Below are 3361 nucleotides of genomic sequence, written 5' to 3' on the forward strand. Positions count from 1 at the left end.
CTAGGGCTATGATGGGTGCTATTTTATTTTTACCTGTTATAGGTACTGCTCTCGTATTGGCTACTTTATTAGGTAATTGGTCTGCTGAAGGAAGTATTATTAAAGATGTAGCTGATATATTGGGAGGAACTCTTTGGCCTCTATTTGGTAATCTAAGTTTAATATTTGCAGTTGGTATTTCTTTTGGTTTAGCTAAAGAAAAGAAAACAGAGGCAGCTTTAGTTGGACTTATGGTATTTATTATGTTTCTTGGTGCTAATTCAACTTTCTTAGAAATTACAAACAAAGTTATACCTATGCCTGAAAATGGACAATTAGCTGGAACTGGACAAACTGAACTATTAGGTTTTAGAGTCATAGATATGGGAGTATTTTTAGGAATAATATTAGGTATTACTACTGCTAAAATACATAATACTTTTTGTAACGTTGAGTTTAAAGGTGCTATGGCTATGTACGGTGGTAGTAAAGTTGTATTTGTTATAATGATACCTATAGTAATATTATTTGCTATAATACTTAGTTATATATGGCCTTTTGTTGCTAAAGGAATTACATTATCTACTACATTTATGAAAAATGCAGGTTCATTAGGTGTATTTGTATACGGATTTTTGGAAAAAGTTTTGATACCTACAGGATTACACCATTTAGTATGGTCTCCTTTCCAATTAACTAGTATAGGAGGTACTTTGGTGAGAGATGGTATCACATATGAAGGTACTATGCAAATATTCTTTGCTGAAATGGCTAATAAAGATGTTAAATTAATGAATGAAGCTATAAGATTTTCTCAGCAAGGTATGGTTTGTATGTTTGGTTTGGTTGGTGCTGCTTTAGCTTTCTATCATACTGCTAAACCTGAAAAGAAACAGCAAGCAAGAGCTATATTAATACCAGCTACTTTAACTGCTATGTTAGTTGGTATTACAGAACCTATTGAATTTACTTTTTTATTTGTTTCTCCTCCATTATGGGTTATATATGCTGCTATGTCTGGAGTATTTCAAGCTATTTTAAATGTATTTTCAATAAGACCTTGGGGTGCTAGTGGATTTATTGATTTCTTCTTATATGATTTGCCTATGCCTCCTTCTGTAACTAGATGGCCTTATTTTATTCTAATAGGAATAATACAAGCTATATTATTTTATTATGTATTTAAATTTTTTGTATTAAAGTTTAATTTGAAAACACCAGGTAGAGAAGATGATGAAGCTGATGTTAAACTATATTCAAAAAAAGAATACTTGGAAAATAAAACAGCTAATGAAGAAAATAAAATAAATAATATTATTAAGGCTATAGGAGGTAAAGAAAATATAATATCTGTAGATAATTGTTTTACAAGATTAAGATTAGAACTTAAAGATATTAATCTTATTGATGAAGCTTTATTAAAAGAAACAGGAAGTCATGGTGTTGTTAAAAAAGGACAATCTGTACAAATTATTTATGGTCTTTCTGTTAATAGTATAAAAAATAAAGTTGAGAAAGCATTAAATAAAGAATAATTATTAATAAAATGGAGTAAAAAATGAAATTAACAGTTTTAGGTGGTGGTGGAGTTAGATCTCCTTTTTTAGCAAAATCTTTAGCTTTACAGGTGAACAAAATAGGTGTTACATCTGTAGTATTTATGGATAACAATGATAAAAAATTACAAATATATGGTAATTTATCAAAAGAGATTTTTGAAAAACTTAATAATAAGGTTAAGTTTTCTATTACTTCAGACCCTATAGAGGCTTTAAAAGATGCTGATTATATTATTACTACAATTAGGGTTGGTGAAGAAGAAGGAAGAGTAAAAGATGAAAGAGTGGCATTAAAAAATGGTGTATTAGGACAAGAAACAACTGGTCCTGGAGGTTTTTCTTTTTCTATAAGATCCATTCCTGTTATATTGGATTATTGTAAAATGATAGAAAAATATTCATCAAAAGATGCTATACTTTTCAATTTTACTAATCCATCTGGGTTAGTAACTCAAGCTATACAAAAATCTGGTTTCTCAAAAAAGTTTTTTGGTATTTGTGATGCTCCAAGCGAATTAATAAGAGAAATATGCCATATTATTGGAGAAAAAGAAGAAAATGTAAAAATTGATTGTTTTGGGCTTAATCATTTATCATGGTTTAGAAATATACAGGTTAATGGAAAAGATATAACAAAATCTATTATAGAAAACCCTAAAATATATAAAGAAACAGAAATGAGATATTTTGATGTAGATTTGGTTCATTTATCTGATGATATGCTTTTAAATGAGTATCTATATTTTTATTATTATAGAGAAAAAGCTGTTCAAGCTATAGTTGATTCTGGTAAAACAAGAGGAGAGCAAATATTAGAAATTAATAATAAAATGTATAATGCTCTTAAAGATATAGATATACATAATGATTTAGATAAGGCTTTTGAAATATATTTTTCTTATCTAATAGAAAGAGAAAGCAGTTATATGGCTAGAGAATCTGGTGTTGAAAAATCAAATAAGAGAGAAGTTATACCATTATCTGAATTTTTAAAACTACCTGATTCTGGAGGATATGCAGGTGTAGCAATAGATATACTTGAGGCTGCAAGTAATAATCATAATAAAAGAGTTGTTGTGTCAGTGAAAAATAATGGAGCTTTAGAATTTTTAGATGATAATGATGTTGTTGAAATAAGCTGTACTATAGATGAAAACGGTAATGCTGTTCCAATAAAAATGAATAATATACCAAAGATGCAAGAGAATTTAATAAAGGATGTTAAACTATATGAAAATCTTACAGTAGAAGCTATTTTTGAAAAAAGTATTCAAAAAGCTATTAAAGCTTTAACTGTACATCCATTAGTTAATTCTTATTCTATTGCTAAATCTATTGTATTTGATTATTTAGAAGTACATAAAGAATATTTTAAAGATTGGAAATAAAATAATATATAAAAAATATTTATTGGAGTTAATAAAAAATTAATTTTATTAACTCCTTTTTTATTTTACGCTTTTACCTTCTATAAACTTATAATCAATATAAAATACTTTTTCTACATTTATATTATTAATTAAATTTATTAAAGTATTAGCAGCAGATACACCAGCATTAAATGAATCAAATTTTATAGTAGAAAGTTCAGGCTCTATTATTTCATCAATCTCATATCCACCAAAAGATATTACAGATATATCATCTGGAATTTTAAGCCCCATTTCTTTTGCAACCATATAAACACTATGAGCTTGCCTATCTGTTGAACATATTATAGCATCTAATTTTTTATTTTTTAATAAATTTCTGGCTGCAATTTTTGAACTATCATAAGAAAAATCTGCTATTTCAATATTTATATTTTTTATTCCATATTTTTT

The 3361-nt window shown here is 27.2% G+C and carries 3 protein-coding genes; 2 read left to right on the top strand and 1 reads right to left on the bottom strand.

Annotation, left to right across the window (positions count from 1 at the left end; all coding sequences use genetic code 11):
• Nucleotides 1–1514, top strand: a 1514-nt coding sequence (locus E6A48_RS07140) for a PTS transporter subunit EIIC (protein ID WP_219709345.1), incomplete at its 5' end; no start/stop codon positions are given.
• Nucleotides 1515–1537: 23 nt separating this feature from the next.
• Nucleotides 1538–2926 carry a family 4 glycosyl hydrolase gene (locus tag E6A48_RS07145; protein WP_219709346.1) on the top strand — a complete coding sequence of 463 codons (1389 nt, stop codon included), beginning with the start codon at nt 1538–1540 and terminating at the stop codon, nt 2924–2926.
• A 60-nt stretch (nt 2927–2986) separates the two neighbouring features.
• On the opposite strand, the gene E6A48_RS07150 is transcribed toward E6A48_RS07145, so the two are convergent.
• The coding region (locus E6A48_RS07150; RefSeq protein ID WP_219709347.1) for a substrate-binding domain-containing protein at nt 2987–3361 on the bottom strand (375 nt) is incomplete at its 5' end.

Source organism: Brachyspira pilosicoli (assembly GCF_019402445.1).
Classification (GTDB): Bacteria; Spirochaetota; Brachyspiria; order Brachyspirales; family Brachyspiraceae; genus Brachyspira; species Brachyspira pilosicoli_B.